Origin of the sequence: Bradyrhizobium sp. SZCCHNS1050, assembly GCF_032484785.1 — a bacterium.
In the GTDB taxonomy this organism is placed as follows: Bacteria; Pseudomonadota; Alphaproteobacteria; order Rhizobiales; family Xanthobacteraceae; genus Bradyrhizobium.
In genome coordinates this window covers 3503203-3519388 of sequence record NZ_JAUETR010000001.1, presented here as the reverse complement: position 1 = coordinate 3519388, position 16186 = coordinate 3503203, and the positions used below count along the sequence as shown (strand labels likewise).

The window sequence follows — 16186 nt, the reverse complement described above, 5'->3', positions numbered from 1 at the left end:
GCCGGAGTCTTTCATGACCCACCCCTCCATTCACGCCCGCAGCCATCCCGACAAGATCGCCTATCAGATGGCCGGCACCGGCAAGGCCATCACCTATCGCGAGCTCGACGAGCTCTCGAACCAAGGCGCTCATCTATTCCGTGCGCTGGGGCTCAAGGCCGGCGACCATATCGCCTTCCTGATGGAGAATCGGCTGGCGTTCATGGAAATCGCCTGGGCGGCGCAGCGCTCCGGCCTGTACTACACCGCGATCAGCCGCTATCTCACCAAGGACGAGATCGCCTACATCATCAGGGATTGCGGCGCCAAGGTCTTCATCACCTCGCCGAAATGCGCCGAGCAGGTGCGCGATCTCGTGAGCGCCACGGACGGCCCGCTGTTCTTCATGGTCGACGAGCCCGAGCCCGGTTTCCGCTCCTGGGACAAGGAGGCCGGCGCCCAGCCCAAGACGCCGATCGCCGATCAGGTCGCCGGCTACGACATGCTGTATTCGTCGGGCACCACCGGACGGCCGAAGGGCATCAAGAAGGATTTCGAAGGCAATCCGATCGATCAGCCGAACCAGTTCCTGCGCGTGCTGTGCGCCGACATGTGCGGCATGAACGCCGAGAGCACCTATCTGTCGCCGGCGCCGCTCTATCATGCAGCTCCCTTGCGCTTCAACATGATGGTCTCAGTGCTCGGTGGCACCTCGATCATCATGGAGCATTTCGACGCCGAAGACTTCCTGAAGCTGGTCGAAAAGTACAAGGTCACGCAGTCGCAGCTTGTGCCGACCATGTTCGTGCGCATGCTGAAACTGCCGGAGGACGTGCGCAAGCGCTACGACGTGTCGACCCTGAAGGGCGCGATCCATGCCGCTGCGCCCTGCCCGGTCGACGTCAAGGCCAGGATGATCGAGTGGTGGGGTCCGATCCTGATCGAGTATTATGCCGGCTCCGAAGGCAACGGCGTCACGGTGTGTACCTCGAAGCAGTGGCTCGAGCACCGCGGCAGCGTAGGGCGCGCCGTTGTCGGCAAGATCAAGATCCTCGGCGAGAATGACGAGGAGCTGCCGACCGGCGAGATCGGCACGGTGTATTTCGCCGACGCGCCGGTGTTCTCCTATCACAACGATCCGGAGAAGACGAAGCGGGCCTACAACGACAAGGGCTGGTCGACGCTCGGCGACGTCGGCTATCTCGATGCCGACGGCTTCCTCTATCTGACCGACCGCAAGTCCTACATGATCATCTCCGGCGGCGTGAACATCTACCCGCAGGAAACCGAGGACGTCCTCATCACGCATCCCGACGTCGCCGATGTCGCCGTGTTCGGCGTGCCGAACGAGGAGATGGGCGAGGAGGTCAAGGCGGTGGTGCAGCCGCACGACATGGCGCGCGCCGGCAAGGCGTTTGAGGAGCAATTGATCCTGTTCTGCCGCCAGCATCTGTCGCCGATCAAGTGCCCGCGCTCGATCGATTTCGAGCCGGAGCTTCCGCGCACGCCGACCGGCAAGCTGGTCAAGCGCCACCTGCGCGAACGCTACTGGCCGAAGAAGGGCGCGGCCTAGCACGCGATCATTCCGCAAAATTCCGTCATGCCCGGCCTTGTGCCGGGCATCGGCGTCTTTCAAGCTGGCACAAGAGAAGACGTGGATGGCCGGGCCTTCGCCGCGCTGAAGGGGCTTCGGCCCCGCAGGCCGGTCAAGCTCGGCCATGACGAGGAGACGTTTGAATGTCGACTTCCCTTCCCCCGCTTCCCCTCCCACCCACGATCCGGTCCCGCTTCGTCGACGGCATCAACGGCCTGCGCATGCACGTGCTCGAAGCCGGCTTCGAGACGCCCGGCCGTCCCTGTGTGCTGCTGCTACACGGCTTTCCCGAGCTGGCCTATAGCTGGCGCAAGGTGATGCCGGCGCTGGCCGCCGCCGGCTACCACGTGCTGGCGCCGGACCAGCGCGGCTATGGCCGCACCACAGGGTGGAGCGCCGACTATGACGGTGATCTCGCGCCGTTTCGCTTCACCAATCTGGTGCGCGATGCGCTCGGCGTGGTCTATGCATTCGGCCATCGCCATGTCGCGTCTGTCGTCGGCCACGACTTCGGCAGCCCCGTCGCGGCGTGGTGCGCGGTGATCCGCCCCGATGTCTTTCGATCGGTCGTGATGATGAGCGCACCGTTCCCGGGGCCACCCGCAGCACCGTTCGACATCGCCAGCCATCCCCTCGCGGCGCAGGAGGATCCCGTGCATCGCGAACTGGCTGCGCTGCCGCGTCCGCGCAAGCACTATCAATGGTACTACGCGACGCGGCAGGCCAATGCGGACATGCATCATCCCCCGCAGGGGCTGCATGAATTCCTGCGCGCCTATTACCATCACAAGAGCGCAGACTGGGCGGCCAACGCCCCTTCTCCTCTGCAGGCCTGGGACGCGGCCGAACTCGCCAAGCTACCGACCTACTACGTCATGGACCTCGACAAGACGATGGCCGAGACCGTCGCCGAGGAGATGCCGGATGCGGCGGCGATCGCGACGAATCGCTGGCTGCCGGACCATGAGCTCGCGGTCTATACCGCCGAATATGAACGAAACGGCTTCCAGGGCGGGCTGCAATGGTACCGCTGCGGCACGTCTGGTCTATTCGACGCTGAATTGCAGACCTGGTCGGATCTCACGATCGACGTTCCGTCCGCATTCATCTCCGGCCTGCAAGACTGGGGCATCTACCAACGGCCCGGTGTGTTCGAAGCGATGCAGTCCCGAGTGTGCACCAACATGATCCTGTGCGAGCTGATCGATCGCGCCGGACATTGGGTGCAGCAGGAGCAACATGAACGAGTCAATGAGCTCCTGTTCACGTTCCTGAACAAATCGACAGCCTGATTTCGGACGCCGTTCCGACGTATTAGGCGAATCGAGGAACGAACATTCGGGGTTGACGTTTTTGCATCCGGGCAATGCGCATCAGGAGAAGATTTATGGATAAGAAGATCGCAGGCTTGTTGGGCGCGGTCGCCGCTGTCGGCGCGCTCGGCACGGCGCAGGCGTCAGCGGCTCCGGCCCCGAGCGACGTGCTGAAGGCCAACTCCTACGCCGACCTGCTCGAGCCGATCCCGAATGCGGCCAAGGTGCTGCAGGCGCTCGACGAGCAGGCGCCGCCGGAGGCCGAACCGAAGGTGCAGCTGGCGCAGTGGTACCATCACCACCACCATCATCACCACCATCACCATGGCTACTGGCGCGGCTATGGCTACGGTCCTGGCTATGGGTACGGCTACGGCCCCCGGGTCTATGTGGTGCCGCGCCGGTACTACCATCACCACCACCATCATCACCATCACCACTGGTACTACGATCGCTACTGATCGTTGAGAGGTGAAAGCTCGGGGGGCGCCGGCCGTGAGGTCGGCGCTCTTTCGTTTGAGGAAGACGGAAGCGTCAGGACTTGCGCGCCTTGTCCTTCGCCGCGCGATGCAGGTGGCGGTAGGTGCCGTCGAACACCGTGTCGGTGCTCGACACCCATTCGGTCTCCTTGGCGAGCACCGGACGGCTGGCGTGGATGCGGCGCGACTGCAACTCGCGCTCGGCCGCCTCGTCCGGAGTCATGGGCTCGACCGTGAAGTTTGCCTCCTCCGGAATCACGATCACCTGAGCGAACGGCTCGCCCGGACGGAAGATATGCGTCCGCCCTTCCGCGGGCGCCTTGAACACGCAGAAGAACAGCATCGGCCAGAAATTGCGCACCAACGCCGGCACCGCGATCGGGCAGGTATCGCTGCGGTCGGTATAGAAGCGCGGATGCGGCTCGGTCCGGATCGCGAAGCCGTTGGGCACCTTGAGATCGAGCAGGATCTGGTAGGTGTAGAAGGCATCGCCAAAATTGCGGAACGGCGGCCATTGCAGGCTCGGGCTCGGCGGCTCGCCCCAGTCGCCGGACAGCTCCAGCTTGCCGTCGCGCGTGGTGACGTGCAGCTCGAAGTCGTACGGATAAAATAGCTCGATGCCATATTGCGCACCTTCCGAGAATGGTACGCAATGCCAGACCTGCTCATGCGAGCCATTCGCTCGTGGCTGGCGTTCGCCTGCCCAGCCCGGGATATCCATCCGGGTGCGGCGCGGCGCCAACCCTGGATCGTTGAGCCGATATTTGACGCTATCCATGAGAACTCCTTAGGTGGCTGAGCGGAACGCGAACGACGGACTATCCTCGCAGTTCCATGACTGGAGCTTGAATGCGCTGTCACCAAAGGGTTTCGCGACCAATCAGCGGCCGGAGTTTGACCGCGGTGCGGCAAATCCATATAGACTTTAGAAACGTTCTAAACACTCGAATGTTGAGAGCGAGAGATCCGGGGACCTTGGAATGAAGAACTTCGCCGACCTCACCGAGCGCGAGATCCTGGCAATCGCGATCTCGGCCGAAGAGGAAGACGGCCGTATCTATATGAGCTTCGCGGAGGATCTGGCGGAACGTTATCCGGATTCAGCCAAGCTGTTCGAGCAGATGGCCGAGGAGGAGAAGGGCCACCGCCACATGCTGCTCGAACTCTATGAGGAGCGCTTCGGCAAGAACCTGCCGCCGATCCGGCGCGAGAACGTCAAGGGCTTCATGCAGCGCCGGCCGATCTGGCTGACCAAGAACCTGTCGCTCGACGCCATCCGCCGCGAGGTCGGCACGATGGAGTTCGAGGCCGAGCGCTTCTACGCCAAGGCGGCCGAGCAGGCCAAGGACGTCGGCGTGCGCCGGCTGCTCGGCGATCTCGCCGAGGCCGAGAAGGGCCACGAGAAGGTGGCGGCGAAACTGACCGACAAGATCCTCAGTCCGGACGTCCGGCACAAGGAGGACGAGACGCGGCGGCGCGTGTTCGTGCTGCAATATGTCCAGCCCGGTCTCGCCGGCCTGATGGACGGCTCGGTCTCGACGCTGGCGCCGCTGTTCGCCGCCGCCTTCGCCACGCATCAGAACTTCCAGACCTTCCTGGTGGGCCTTGCCGCCTCGATCGGCGCCGGCATCAGCATGGGCTTTGCCGAGGCGCTGTCCGACGACGGCTCGCTGACGGGCCGCGGCTCGCCGTGGCTGCGCGGCGCCGTGTGCGGCGCGATGACGACGCTCGGCGGACTGGGGCACACGATGCCCTATCTCGTCCCGGACTCCTGGACCAACGCGTTCTGGATCGCGACCGCGATCGCGAGCCTCGTCGTGTTCTTCGAGCTGTGGGCGATCGCCTACATCCGCGCGCGCTACATGGACACGCCGTTCCTGCAGGCGGTGTTCCAGATCGTGCTCGGCGGCATCATCGTGCTCGGCGTCGGAATTCTCATAGGAGCGGCCTAGCATCCGCACCCCCGCGTCTTGCCAAACGCTCAGCCGCGAGGCTGATGGCGCCGGACCGATCACAACGGAAAACTCGTCATGACGCCACGCCTGCATTACGGCACGCCCGCGAAGATCCTGCACTGGCTGGTGGTAGCGCTGCTCGCCATCCAGTATCCGATCGGCTGGCTGATGCCGGACCTGCATGCCAATACACCCCCCGGCGCGCCGATGATCCTGCACATTTCATTCGGCCTCACCATTCTGGCATTGATCGCCGTGCGCTTCGTCTGGCGGCTCACCCATCCGGTCGCACCGGAGAGCTCGCTGCCGCCCTGGCAGCGGCTGAGCTCGGAGGTCGTGCACTGGATGCTCTATGTGATGGTGCTGGCGAGCACCATCACCGGGTGGCTGTTCGCCTCCTTCCGCGGCTGGAGCGTGTCGTTCTTCTACCTGTTTCCATTGCCGATGCTGGCCGCGCGCAACCCGGCCGGTAACCGCGCCATCGACGGGCTGCACCAGGCCTCCGAATGGCTGCTGCTGATCCTGATCGTCGTTCACGTCGCCGCCGCACTCGCGCACGTCTTCATCTATCGCGACCGCGTCATGCAGCGGATGCTACCGGGCTAGAATCCGCAATTTTGGTCAAGCGATCGCCATCCGCATCGGTTAGGACTCCCGGCAAACATCTCACCGGGAGGATCGACCTTGGCCGCACCGCAATGGACGTTCGCAACTGCCGTCGACACGGCGAAGGCGTTGGCAGATCGTGAGATCTCGTCGGTCGAGCTGACCAAGCTCGCCATCGACCGCATCGAACGTCATGACTCCGAGATCAACGCCGTCTGCGTGCGCGATTTCGAGCGCGCGCTCGCTGCCGCCGACGCCGCCGACGCGGCGCTGGCGCGCGGCGAACGGCGGCCCCTGCTCGGCCTTCCGCTCACGGTGAAGGAATCCTACAACGTTGCCGGCCTGCCGACGACCTGGGGTTTTCCGCAGCACAGGGATTTCATCGCGGCCGAGGATGCGCTGACGGTGACGCGCGTGAAGGATGCCGGCGGCATCGTGCTCGGCAAGACCAACGTGCCGCTCGGGCTCGGCGACTGGCAGAGCTACAACGACATCTACGGCACCACCAACAATCCCTACGATCTCGGCCGCACGCCGGGCGGTTCGTCAGGCGGATCGGCCGCGGCCCTGGCGGCCGGCTACGGCTCGCTGTCGCTCGGCTCCGATATCGGCGGCTCGCTCCGGGCGCCGGCGTTTCATTGCGGCGTCACCGCGCACAAGCCGAGCTACGGCCTGGTGGCCTCGCGCGGCCATACGCCGCCGCCGTTTCAGCCGCTGCCGGGCGAGGCCGACCTCGCCGTCGTCGGCCCGATGGCGCGCTCGGCCGCCGATCTGTCGCTGCTGCTCGATGTGATCGCAGGCCCCGACCCGCTCGAGGCCGGCAAGGCATATCGCCTCGACCTGCCGCCGCCGCGCCACGGTCGCCTGCGGGATTTCCGCGTGCTGGTGGTCGCGAGCGATCCGCTGCTGCCGACCGACAGCGCCGTGCGCGGCGCGATCGAGCGGCTGACGGCCGACCTCGCACGGGCCGGCGTGAGCGTCACGACGGACAGCCCGCTGCTGCCGGACTTCGCCGCATCGAGCCGGCTCTACATGCGCATGCTGCTCGGCTTCATCGGCGCCACCATGCCGGCGGAGGTCCACGCCGGCGCCAGTCACGCGGCCGCGCAATTGCCGAAGGAGGCAGCGAGCCTCGCGGCCGAGCGGCTGCGCGGCATCGCGCTCAGCCATCGCGACTGGGTGCAGGCCGGCGGGGCGCGGGCGCGGCTGCGCGCGCAATGGCGAACGCTGTTCGAGCAGTTCGATGCCGTGATCTGCCCGATCATGCCAACGCCGGCCTATCCGCACGACCATTCGCCCGACCAGGAGCAGCGCCGCATCAGCATCGACGGCGTCGAGCATTGCTACACCGATCAGCTCGCCTGGCCGGGCATCGCCACCTTGCCCGGACTGCCCGCCACCGCGATTCCGCTTGGACTCGCCGACGGCCTGCCGGTCGGGGTGCAGATCGTCGGCCCGTTCCTCGAGGACCGCACGCCGCTCAAGCTCGCCGACCTGATCGAGCGCGAATTCGGCGGCTTCGTCCCGCCGCCGCGGTTCGCGAACTAGTTCGCGATCGGGCTTATTCAACAACGCCTCGCCAAGTTCCGCCGTCGTCCCACATCGTCATGGCCGGGCTTGACCCGGCCATCCATCTTGCAGAGAGGCTGGATGCCCGGGTCAAGCCCGGGCATGACGGGTAACTAATAGGCAGACCCGCCGAACCTCATCACCTGCCTCACACCCGACCACCCACCTCACGCATCGAACATGATCACGCTGCGCAGCGTCTTGCCTGCCTTCATGTTGGCAAAGCCCTCGTTGATCTCCGACAGCTTCAGCTTGGCGGAGATCCAGTCCTCCAGATGCAGCTTGCCGCGCAGATAGAACTCGACGAGGCGGGGCATGTCGACGCGGAAGTGGTTCGAGCCCATCGACGAGCCCTGGATGCGGCGCTCGCGCAGGAAGTCGAAGCCGTGCAGCTCGATCTTCTGGCCGAACGGGATCATGCCGACGATGGTCGCGGTGCCGCCCGGCGCCAGCATCGCGAACGCCTGCTCGGCGGTCTCCTTGCGCCCGAGCACCTCGAAGGCGTGGTGCACGCCGCCCTTGGTGAGCTCGCGCACCTGGGCCACGACGTCGCCCTCAGTGGGATTGATGATGTCGGTCGCGCCCAGTTTCGTCGCAAGCTGCAGCTTGGCCGGATTGGTGTCGATGGCGATGATGCGGCCCGCGCCCGCGATCTCGGCGCCGTTGATCGCAGCCATGCCGACGCCGCCGCAGCCGATCACGGCCACCGTCTCGCCGGCCTGCACCCGCGCCGTGTTGACGACGGCGCCATAGCCGGTGATGACGCCGCAGCCGATCAGCGCTGCGAGATCGAGCGGCATGTCCGGGCGGATCTTCACAATCGCGTTCTCGTGCACCAGCATCTGCTCGGCGAAGGACGAGAGGTTGAGGAACTGGTGCAGCTTCTCGCTTCGTCCCCATGACAGCCGGTTGGAGGCGCCGGGCGGCATCTTCACCGTCGTATCGGTGCACAACACCGGGCGGCCCGTGGTGCAGTTGTCGCAGGTGCCGCAGAACACGGACAAGCACGTGACGACGTGATCGCCCGGCTTCACATAGGTCACGTCGGCGCCGACCTGCTCGACGATCCCAGCCGATTCATGGCCGAGCACGGCGGGCAGCGGATGCGGATACAGGCCTTCGATGAAGTGCAGGTCGGAATGGCAGAGACCGGCAACCGCCGTGCGGATCAGCACTTCCCGCGGCCCCGGCTTGGGCACACTGATGTCCTCGATCACCAGCGGCTTGTTGACCTCCATCAGCACGGCGGCTTTCATTGGCGTTCTCCCGATCTTGTTTGTTGTTGGTCGCGGCAAGCCTACGCCGCTGACAGCAGTTCGCCAACCTCCTCCATGTCAGCGGTACGTTCGCCGAGCAGCAGTGTCGCGATGGCATCATCCATCCTATTTTCCGCGAGCCGGAACGGATCGGACGGCGTCAGCCGGTGCGCGACGATGAGCTTTGCCAGCAGCAGCCTGCGCGCGTCGCCGCGCATCGCGTGGATGCGCCCGCTTTCCCAAGTCGTCGAGACGGCGCTCGCCACGTGATACAGCAGGCTGGTGGCGCGGCGCGCTTCGGACTCATTGTCGGCGCGTCCCGCGACCTCGCGCGCAAAGCCCACGGCACGGTCCACCAGTCGATGCAGCTGATCGCGCCAGGCCTGCGGCACGGCGGCGCTGTCGTAGAGCCGCGCATGCAGGTCGGCTGCCAGCGCGGCCTCCGCACCGTGCCGGCCCACGGCGCGCTTCAGCGCATCGAGCGCGACGATGTTGCCGGTGCCTTCCCAGATCGAGCCGAGATGGGCGTCGCGCAGCAGCCGCGCGGTGACGAACTCCTCGACATAGCCGATCCCGCCGCGCATCTCCAACGCATCGCCGCAGACCTTGCGCGCGTCGCGCGTGGCGCGGAATTTCAATGTCGGCGTCAGAATGCGCAGCAGCGCCGCGGCATCCTGGCTGCCGGCCTCGGCACGGTCGAGCGCGTCGGCGGTGAGGAAGCTCAGCGACAGCGCCTGCTCGGTCGCGAGCAGGATCTTCAGCAGTTGCCGCCGCCCGAGCGGCAGGTCGACGATGCGTTTTCCGAACACCACGCGGTTGCGCGCGACCGTAATCGCGTCGTGCCAGGCCCGCCGCATCAGCGCCGTCGACTTGACGCCGTTGGAGAGACGCGACGAGTTGACCATCTCGGCCATCTGCACGAAGCCGCGATCGAGCCTCCCGACCGCATAGGCGACGGCACCCTCCAGCTTGATCTCGCCCGAGGCCATCGAGCGCGTTCCGAGCTTGTCCTTCAGGCGCACGATCCGATAGTGGTTCTGGCTGCCGTCATCGAGGAAGCGCGGCATCAGGAACAGGCCGACGCCGCGCGTTCCAGCTTCGGCACCTTGCGGCCGCGCCAGCAGCATCACGACTTTCGCATCGGCATTGGAGCAGAACCATTTCTCGCCATGCAGGCGCCAATGGTCGCCCTCCGGGACGGCGACCGTCGTCAACGTGCCGACATCGGAGCCGCCCTCCTTCTCGGTCATGAACTGGCCGCCCTGGGTCAGCTTTCTCATGTCGGTCTGGGTCAGGCCATCGAGGTACTTGGCCTTGAGCCCGTCGCTACCGAAGCTCGCCAGCAGCTTGGCGCATCCGTCGGTGACGTTGATCGGACAGCCCAGCCCGAACTCCGCCTGGTTGAACAGGAAGGTGAAGGCGTGCTTGGCCGTGACCGGATACTTGGTCGGCCAGCCGAGAATGCCCTTGCGGATCGACATGGCGTGAATGCCGAACTCGCCAAAGGCGGCGCGCTCGAGCTCGCGATAGGCCGGATGGTACTCGACCCACTGCACGTCGCGGCCGAAGCGGTCGCGCTGGTGCAGCACAGGGCCATGGCGGTCAGCCAAGCGGGCGCATTCGTCGAGATAGGAGCCGGCGAGCTCGCCGAGACGGTCGAGATGCGGCACGAGGTGCCGAAACAGCGCTTCGGGCAGATGGATGCGCAGGAGATCGGCGAGCGCGGGGTCGGCGCGATAGAAGTTCAGCCCGGTGGTATCGGGCGCCAGCAGCTCCGGCCTTGCGCCGCCGGTCATCACGTCATCGCGCCTCAGGAACTGATGCATGATCGTTAAGCCCTCGTTCGTTTCCGCAAGTCTCTGATGGACTCTTCGACAGGTTGCGCCTGATCGGATACACAACAGGCAGCGGCGTGCGCCGAACCGGGAGCAGATCCATGACCAATCAGCCGACGGAGGTTTATCGCATCTTCGGGGCGGAGATGTCGCCCTATTCGGTCAAGGTGCGATCGTATCTGCGTTACAAGGGCATCCCGCATCACTGGATATTGCGCAATGCGGAAAGCGAGGCGGAGTTCGCGCGGCACGCCAAGCTGCCGATCATTCCGCTGGTGGTCGCCCCCGACGAGGTGCCGATGCAGGACTCGACGCCGATCATCGACGCACTGGAGCTCGACTTTCCGCAACCCACGATTCATCCCGGCGACGCGCTGACGAGCTTCATCTCGGCCTTGATCGAGGAGTTCGGCGACGAGTGGGGCAACAAGTGGATGTTCCATTATCGCTGGGCGCGCGATCTCGACCAGCGCGCCTCGGCCGGACGCATCGCCCGCATCCGCGCCCCCAGGGCGGACGAGGCCGAGTTGGGCGAGCTGGCCGAGAAGATCCGCGCGCGCATGGTCGAGCGGCTGTGGTATGTCGGCTCCAACGAGATCAACGCGCCGCAGATCGAGCAGGGCTTTGCCGAAATGCTCGACCTGCTCGAACGGCATCTCTCGGTCAGGCCGTATCTGTTCGGCCACCGTCCGGCCTACGGCGATTTCGGACTGTGGGGCCAGCTCTACGAGCTGTGGACCGATCCGACGGCCGGCGCCCTGATCGAAGGCCGCGCGCCGCATGTGCTGGCCTGGATCCACCGCATGCTATGGCCGCGCGCCGAAGGCGAGTTCGAGCTGTGGCCGGAACTATCACTGACCTTGATGCCGATCCTGACCCGTCAGGTCGGCGCGCTGTTCATGCCATGGACGCTCGCCAACGAGCAGGCACTGGCCGAGAACCGCAGCGTCTTCCGCGTCCAGTTCGGCGACTTCACATGGATGCAGAAGCCGCAGAAATATCACGCGCGCTCGCTGGCAATGCTCCGCGGCAAATACGCCTTCCTGCACGATCGCAGCCGGCTCGATGTCGTGCTGGAGGAGATCGGCTGCCTCGCCGGATTGCAGCCGCGTCCCACCTGAGGACGCGCGACAAAAATGTGGAGACGAGCTGTAGGAAGTCGGCCGCCGGTGCACTAGCTTGATGTCTGCGGACGCTTTGGCCCAAGGACATGCCCATGGACATCCCTGCCTACAAGATCGCCCTCATCGTCGGTGCCGGCGAGGGGCTCTCGGCCTCGCTGGCGAGGCTGTTCGCGCGCGAGAAGATCCGCGTGGCGCTGGCCGCCCGCAAGATCGAGAAGCTCGGCGCGCTCTGCAACGAAACCGGCGCCCGCGCCTACCCCTGCGATGCAACCAATCCGGAGGAAGTCGAGCGGCTGTTCGGCATCGTCGAGCGCGAGATCGGCGCGCCTGATCTCGTGGTCTACAATGCCAGCGCGCGGGCGCGCGGAGCGCTCACCGATCTCGTGCCGGCCGACGTGCAGCAGTCGATTGCCGTCAGCGCCTTCGGCGGCTTCCTGGTGGCGCAGCAGGCGGCACAGCGCATGCTGCCGAACAAGCACGGCGCCATCCTGTTCACCGGCGCCTCCGCCAGCGTGAAGGGCTACGCCCAGTCGGCGCCGTTCGCGATGGGCAAGTTCGCGCTGCGCGGCCTCGCCCAGAGCATGGCGCGCGAACTGTCGCCGCAGGGCATCCACGTCGCGCATTTCGTCATCGACGGCGCGATCAAGAGCGCAGAGCGTCAGGAAGCCGCGGAGCGCCCGAATTCGATGCTCGATCCGGATGCCATCGCCGCAAGTTATTGGAGCGTGCTGCAGCAACCACGGAGTGCCTGGAGTTGGGAGATGGAGCTGCGGCCGTGGGTGGAGACGTTTTGAGAAGTTGATGTTCCGTATGACGTGGGCACAGACGCACCACGATCACCGTCATTGCGAGCGAAGCGAAGAATCCAGAGCGGAGCAAGGACTCTGGATTGCTTCGCTTGCGCTCGCAATGACGCGGATCGATGGTCGCTTCATAGCAACTGTGATCGCCCGGCTCGACCGGGCGATCCAGTACACGCAACTGATGGCTGGTGACACGGTGAGGCCGCGGCGTACGGGATGCCTGCCTTCGCAGGCATGACGTCATTTGATCTCGGACGTGGCGACTTGCGGCTCGCGACCGACCACGCGCAAATCTGCCCCCACTGAATGAGCCACCACTCCGCTTAGACCCTTCTCGAACCGCACCAGGGTCCAATCGTCCGCATGCGGCTTGATCGCGAAACCGGCCTTGCGGGCCAATGCAATCATTACGTCGTTGGTACGCAGCGCATCGCCCGACAGGGTCACGCCACCCAACGCCAGCGCGCGTTCTTCCAGATTCGCGATAAGCGCCGGACCGATGCCGTGGCCTTGCCAGCGGTCATGGACCGACAGGCCAAACTCGACACGACCGACGCCGCGATCGAATGCATAGCGCGCCTCGGCCACGATGGTTTCGACACCTTCATGGTCCATCGTCGCGATCAGGCTGTAGCGGTCGTTGCGGCCGAGCGCGACGAAATCCTCGAGCACCGCCTTTGGCAGCTCGTTGAGTGCGCCGAGGAAACGCTTGTGGCGCGAACGTTGGCTCAAGGACCGGACATAGCTCTGCAGCGCCTCGGCGTCGTCAGATGTGACGAAGCGCAGGCGCACCTCCTCGCCACGCCGCGTGTGAATGATGTTGGAGCCGGCAGCGATATCGGCAATGGCGGGCGTCGGCATGCGCGGCTCCAACCGGGAAGCTTGCCGGCGCCCTCCTTTGCGGAGCGGCACCGGCGCGGCGGGATGAGTAAGGGGGATCAACCCCGCCAGAACGGCTTGTCGATCTCGGCGGCGATATCGCTGCGGGACAGACCGAGGTCGTGCAGGTCGCGCTCCGACCAGTGCGCCAGCTCGTGCCGTGTGCGGTAGCGGAAGCGCCACGCGGCGAGCAGCTCCACGACGCCGGACCAGAACCCCGGGCCATGATGTTTCGTCATTGACGAGGAGACGTAGATGGACATGAAAGCCTCCTGAAAATTCCTTGAGGCTGCAATATTGAGCGCTTGCGCTTCATCCACAAACGACATTTACTACCGTTTCGGATGAAATAACGTCATGAACCGGGGAGGCCGTGAATGGCCCGACTGCCGTCGCTGAATGGATTGCGGGCGTTCGAGGCTGCGGCGCGGCATCTGAGCTTCACCCGCGCGGCCTCCGAACTGAACGTGACGCAGACCGCAATCAGCCATCAGATCAAGCGCTTGGAGGACGAGCTCGGGCTGCGCCTTTTCGTCCGCCAGAACCGTAGCCTGGCGCTGACGCCGCAGGCCCGCGACTATCTCCCGCTGGTGCGCGCCGCGTTCGACGATCTCCGGCTGGCAACGGAACGGCTGGTCCGCAAGGACAACGCCAAGGTGCTGACGGTCTCCACCATCGCCTCGCTGGCCGCCAAATGGCTGCTGCCGCGGCTGACGGCCTTTCAGGAGGCCCATCCCGGCATCGACGTGCGAATCACGACGTCGACCGGCTTGGTCGATTTTCGCAAGGACGACGTCGACGCCGCGATCCGCTATGGCCGTGGCCATTGGCCGGGCGTGCGGGCGGAGTGGCTGATGGCCGACGAGCTGTTTCCGGTGTGCAGTCCGGCGCTGCTGCACGGCGACAAGCCACTACGCTGTCCGGAGGACCTCGCACATCACACGCTGCTGCAGGTCAGCGGCGGCTATGACGACGACTGGCGGCTATGGCTGACCGCGGCGGGTCTGCCGGTGGAGATGTCGAGGCAGGGTCGGCTGAGCTTCGACCTGTCGCTGATGACCGTTCAGGCCGCGATCGACGGGCTCGGCGTCGCGATCGGGCGTACGGCCTACGTCCAGGACGACATCGCCAAGGGCCGGCTGGTGGTGCCGTTCAAGATGACGCTGCCGAGCGATGCCGGGTTCTATCTGGTGACGCCGGAGGGCCGGACCGATCCGCCGAAGCTGAAGGCGTTCCGGCAATGGCTGAAGGGTGCAATGCAGCAGAAGTCGGCCGCCGCCAATTCTGTTCAGGCCTAGAGCGCCTTGAGCGCAAAGCTATTGGCCGCCAGGGCTTGGCGTGGCAGATTGTCGCACCTTTCCCCTCGGCCGGCGTAGAAATCCTCCGCACGAGCCTCTCGACGGTAGGAGTTTCCCCGCGTGTCCTCAACGTCAATCCCGCAGCCGGCTACGATCCATTCGCGCATCGGCGCGATCCTGCGCGCCACCAGCGGCAATTTCCTCGAGCAGTTCGACTTCTTCCTGTTCGGCTTCTACGCCCCGATCATCGCCAAGGCGTTCTTCCCATCGGAGAACGAGACTGCATCTCTGCTCAATGCCTATGGCGTGTTCTGGCTCGGCGCCCTGATGCGACCGGTCGGCGCCATCGTGCTCGGCGCCTATGTCGACAAGATCGGCCGGCGCCAGGGCCTGATCGTGACGCTCGGCATCATGGCGATCGGCACGATCGTCATCGCATTCTGCCCGACCTATGCGACGATCGGCATCGCGGCCCCGATCATCGTGCTGCTCGGCCGGCTGTTGCAGGGCTTCTCGGCCGGTGTCGAGCTCGGCGGCGTGTCGGTCTATCTGTCCGAGATCTCCACGCCCGGCAATCGCGGCCTCTACACCTCGTTCCAGTCGTCCAGCCAGCAGGTCGCGATCTTCGTCGCGTCAGTCATCGGCTACGTGCTCAACCAGGCCATGCCGGCGGACATGGTGGCCGCCTGGGGCTGGCGCATTCCCTTCTTCATCGGCTGCCTGATCATTCCGCTGATCTTCTTCCTGCGCCGCACGCTGGAGGAGACGCCGGCCTTCCTCGCGATGAAGAAGCACCCGACCGCGCGCGAAGTATTCGCCTCGGCGCTGGAGAACTGGCGCATCGTGATCCTCGGCATGATGATCGCGGTGCTGACCACGACGACGTTCTACTTCATCACCGTCTACGGTCCCGGCTTCGGCAAGCAGCTGAAGCTGTCGGCGTCGGATTCACTGCTCGTCACTTTGCTGGTCGCCGTGACCAACTTCTTATGGAATCCGGTCGGCGGCGCGGTGTCGGATCGGATCGGACGCAAGCCGGTGCTGGTGACCATCGCGGCTCTGGCGTTGCTGACCGCCTATCCCGCCTTGCACTGGCTCGCGGCGGCGCCGAGCTTCGGCAAGCTGCTCGCGGTCGAAATGCTGTTCTCGTTCTATTTCGGCGTCTACAGCGGCACCATGCTGGGCTGCCTGGTCGAGATCGTGCCTGCGCATGTCCGCACCACCTGCTTCTCGATCGCCTTTGCGCTGGCGGCTGGGCTGTTCGGCACCGCGACGCCGGCGGTCTCGACCTGGCTCATCAACAAGACCGGCGACAAGGCCTCGCCCGGCTACTGGCTGATGTGCGCCGCCGTGCTCGGTATCATCGCAGCGATGACCGTCTATCGCGGCGGCCGCCAGGCCGTCGCGGCGCGCGAGCCGATCATTGCGTGATCGCTGCGAGGGGCAGCGCCTTCCTTGGCGCGCGCTTTCGGCGCATGATGGTGGGGAATGAACAG

At 65.4% G+C, this 16186-nt stretch carries 15 protein-coding genes; 10 read left to right on the top strand and 5 right to left on the bottom strand.

The genetic code is table 11. The features are described from left to right. Positions 1 to 13: 13 nt before the first annotated feature. From QX094_RS15865 to QX094_RS15855, 3 genes are all read left to right on the top strand, one after another. Positions 14 to 1552 (top strand): acyl-CoA synthetase, encoded by a 1539-nt coding sequence (locus QX094_RS15865; RefSeq protein WP_316188016.1) that lies wholly within the window; start codon positions 14 to 16, stop codon positions 1550 to 1552. Positions 1553 to 1794: 242 nt separating this feature from the next. Next, positions 1795 to 2865 (top strand): alpha/beta hydrolase, encoded by a 1071-nt coding sequence (locus tag QX094_RS15860; protein ID WP_315826189.1) that lies wholly within the window; start codon positions 1795 to 1797, stop codon positions 2863 to 2865. A gap of 95 nt (positions 2866 to 2960) precedes the next feature. Further along, entirely contained in the window at positions 2961 to 3347 is a 387-nt protein-coding gene (locus tag QX094_RS15855; RefSeq protein ID WP_315713731.1) for a hypothetical protein, read from the top strand. A 73-nt stretch (positions 3348 to 3420) separates the two neighbouring features. Here the strand turns inward: QX094_RS15855 and QX094_RS15850 are convergent, their stop codons facing one another. Further along, the gene (locus tag QX094_RS15850) at positions 3421 to 4143 is read right to left on the bottom strand and encodes a hypothetical protein (protein ID WP_315713730.1); all 723 of its coding nucleotides are present in this window, start codon (positions 4141 to 4143) and stop codon (positions 3421 to 3423) included. A gap of 202 nt (positions 4144 to 4345) precedes the next feature. On the opposite strand from QX094_RS15850, the gene mbfA reads away from it, so the two are divergent. The 3 genes from mbfA (at position 4346) to QX094_RS15835 (ending at position 7474) form a co-directional block, all read left to right on the top strand. Next, positions 4346 to 5317: an iron exporter MbfA gene (mbfA, locus tag QX094_RS15845; protein WP_315713729.1), complete on the top strand. Its 972-nt coding sequence runs from the start codon at positions 4346 to 4348 to the stop codon at positions 5315 to 5317. A 78-nt stretch (positions 5318 to 5395) separates the two neighbouring features. Next, the gene (locus tag QX094_RS15840) at positions 5396 to 5926 is read left to right on the top strand and encodes a cytochrome b (RefSeq protein ID WP_316167340.1); all 531 of its coding nucleotides are present in this window, start codon (positions 5396 to 5398) and stop codon (positions 5924 to 5926) included. A gap of 78 nt (positions 5927 to 6004) precedes the next feature. Continuing rightward, complete coding sequence (locus tag QX094_RS15835; RefSeq protein ID WP_316188015.1) at positions 6005 to 7474, top strand: amidase; 1470 nt, start codon at positions 6005 to 6007, stop codon at positions 7472 to 7474. 188 nt (positions 7475 to 7662) lie between these two features. Here the strand turns inward: QX094_RS15835 and QX094_RS15830 are convergent, their stop codons facing one another. Beyond that, on the bottom strand, positions 7663 to 8751 hold the full coding sequence (locus QX094_RS15830) for a Zn-dependent alcohol dehydrogenase (protein WP_315713727.1): 1089 nt from the start codon (positions 8749 to 8751) through the stop codon (positions 7663 to 7665). A gap of 41 nt (positions 8752 to 8792) precedes the next feature. Further along, complete coding sequence (locus tag QX094_RS15825) at positions 8793 to 10577, bottom strand: acyl-CoA dehydrogenase family protein (RefSeq protein ID WP_316188014.1); 1785 nt, start codon at positions 10575 to 10577, stop codon at positions 8793 to 8795. 110 nt (positions 10578 to 10687) lie between these two features. On the opposite strand from QX094_RS15825, the gene QX094_RS15820 reads away from it, so the two are divergent. Together QX094_RS15820 and QX094_RS15815 are read left to right on the top strand one after the other, a co-directional pair. Further along, positions 10688 to 11707, top strand: a complete 1020-nt coding sequence (locus tag QX094_RS15820) for a glutathione S-transferase family protein (protein WP_315825924.1) — start codon at positions 10688 to 10690, stop codon at positions 11705 to 11707. 95 nt (positions 11708 to 11802) lie between these two features. Continuing rightward, a complete protein-coding gene (locus QX094_RS15815; RefSeq protein WP_315713724.1) occupies positions 11803 to 12504 on the top strand; it encodes an SDR family NAD(P)-dependent oxidoreductase in 702 nt (233 codons plus the stop codon). A gap of 249 nt (positions 12505 to 12753) precedes the next feature. On the opposite strand, the gene QX094_RS15810 is transcribed toward QX094_RS15815, so the two are convergent. Together QX094_RS15810 and QX094_RS15805 are read right to left on the bottom strand one after the other, a co-directional pair. Continuing rightward, positions 12754 to 13374 carry a GNAT family N-acetyltransferase gene (locus QX094_RS15810; protein WP_316167337.1) on the bottom strand — a complete coding sequence of 207 codons (621 nt, stop codon included), beginning with the start codon at positions 13372 to 13374 and terminating at the stop codon, positions 12754 to 12756. Between the two features lie 77 nt (positions 13375 to 13451). Next, entirely contained in the window at positions 13452 to 13655 is a 204-nt protein-coding gene (locus QX094_RS15805) for a DUF1127 domain-containing protein (protein ID WP_316167335.1), read from the bottom strand. 114 nt (positions 13656 to 13769) lie between these two features. Here QX094_RS15805 and QX094_RS15800 point away from each other — a divergent pair, with 114 nt between their 5' ends. Next, a complete protein-coding gene (locus QX094_RS15800; RefSeq protein ID WP_316167334.1) occupies positions 13770 to 14690 on the top strand; it encodes a transcriptional regulator GcvA in 921 nt (306 codons plus the stop codon). A 120-nt stretch (positions 14691 to 14810) separates the two neighbouring features. Next, complete coding sequence (locus tag QX094_RS15795; RefSeq protein WP_316174585.1) at positions 14811 to 16121, top strand: MFS transporter; 1311 nt, start codon at positions 14811 to 14813, stop codon at positions 16119 to 16121. The last annotated feature ends 65 nt before the right edge of the window (positions 16122 to 16186 follow it).

Coding starts and splice junctions, on each gene's coding strand:
- QX094_RS15865 (WP_316188016.1), top strand. CDS start 14: ATGACCCACCCCTCCATTCACGCCCGCAGCCATCCCGACAAGATCGCC.
- QX094_RS15860 (WP_315826189.1), top strand. CDS start 1,795: ATGCACGTGCTCGAAGCCGGCTTCGAGACGCCCGGCCGTCCCTGTGTG.
- QX094_RS15855 (WP_315713731.1), top strand. CDS start 2,961: ATGGATAAGAAGATCGCAGGCTTGTTGGGCGCGGTCGCCGCTGTCGGC.
- QX094_RS15850 (WP_315713730.1), bottom strand. CDS start 4,143: ATGGATAGCGTCAAATATCGGCTCAACGATCCAGGGTTGGCGCCGCGC.
- mbfA (WP_315713729.1), top strand. CDS start 4,346: ATGAAGAACTTCGCCGACCTCACCGAGCGCGAGATCCTGGCAATCGCG.
- QX094_RS15840 (WP_316167340.1), top strand. CDS start 5,396: ATGACGCCACGCCTGCATTACGGCACGCCCGCGAAGATCCTGCACTGG.
- QX094_RS15830 (WP_315713727.1), bottom strand. CDS start 8,751: ATGAAAGCCGCCGTGCTGATGGAGGTCAACAAGCCGCTGGTGATCGAG.
- QX094_RS15825 (WP_316188014.1), bottom strand. CDS start 10,577: ATGCATCAGTTCCTGAGGCGCGATGACGTGATGACCGGCGGCGCAAGG.
- QX094_RS15820 (WP_315825924.1), top strand. CDS start 10,688: ATGACCAATCAGCCGACGGAGGTTTATCGCATCTTCGGGGCGGAGATG.
- QX094_RS15815 (WP_315713724.1), top strand. CDS start 11,803: ATGGACATCCCTGCCTACAAGATCGCCCTCATCGTCGGTGCCGGCGAG.
- QX094_RS15810 (WP_316167337.1), bottom strand. CDS start 13,374: ATGCCGACGCCCGCCATTGCCGATATCGCTGCCGGCTCCAACATCATT.
- QX094_RS15805 (WP_316167335.1), bottom strand. CDS start 13,655: ATGTCCATCTACGTCTCCTCGTCAATGACGAAACATCATGGCCCGGGG.
- QX094_RS15800 (WP_316167334.1), top strand. CDS start 13,770: ATGGCCCGACTGCCGTCGCTGAATGGATTGCGGGCGTTCGAGGCTGCG.